The sequence below is a fragment of the Streptomyces colwelliae genome, from assembly GCF_048158785.1.
In the GTDB taxonomy this organism is placed as follows: domain Bacteria; phylum Actinomycetota; class Actinomycetes; order Streptomycetales; family Streptomycetaceae; genus Streptomyces.
Genome location: NZ_JBLTJC010000897.1, coordinates 1 through 596 on the forward strand (window position 1 = coordinate 1; position 596 = coordinate 596).

Here is a 596-nt window from a genome sequence, read left to right on the forward strand (position 1 = left end):
GTTAAAGGGTTTCAACAGATATTCAAGCACGTTTTTTTGCCAGTGCGAATATCGACCGCCACCACAATAATACAGGAAGTACTGCGCATAGAGAGATGTTATACGGTTTTATTGCGCTTCATGACCATTGCCACAATAAGGCTGAGTAAGAGTGAGCCAATAATCCATATCAACGCACGGCTACCCTGGGACCACAGACTGTAGATAAAGCCAACGATCACCAACAACATCACCAACGTACCAACGATAAGAATCGGCAACGAGGCGTGAATATCATGACGCAGGCGGATCGCCACCACAAACACCGCCAGGTAGCAAATCAAAAAGGTGGCGCTGGCAACACTGGCGAGTGAGCCTAAATTTAGCGCCGCCGTCATCAGCATAATCAACACCACGACAATAATGTTGCCCCAGGTACTCTGCCGCCACAGGGATTTATTCATTAGCTTCGGCAGTTCGCGTTCGCTGCCCATGTTGTCCATGATGTTAAACACGGCGAACAGGTTCGCGTTAATGGCTGAAGCCGTCGCCAGTAAAGCGCCGATGACGACGATCACATAACCCACATGCCCGAGCAGCGGAGAAGCAGCCTGCGC

General features: G+C 50.3%; 1 protein-coding gene. It reads right to left on the bottom strand.

All coding sequences use genetic code 11. The features are described from left to right. Window positions 1-98 precede the first annotated feature (98 nt). The coding region (locus ACNFOC_RS55055; RefSeq protein ID WP_416966404.1) for an APC family permease at window positions 99-596 on the bottom strand (498 nt) is incomplete at its 5' end.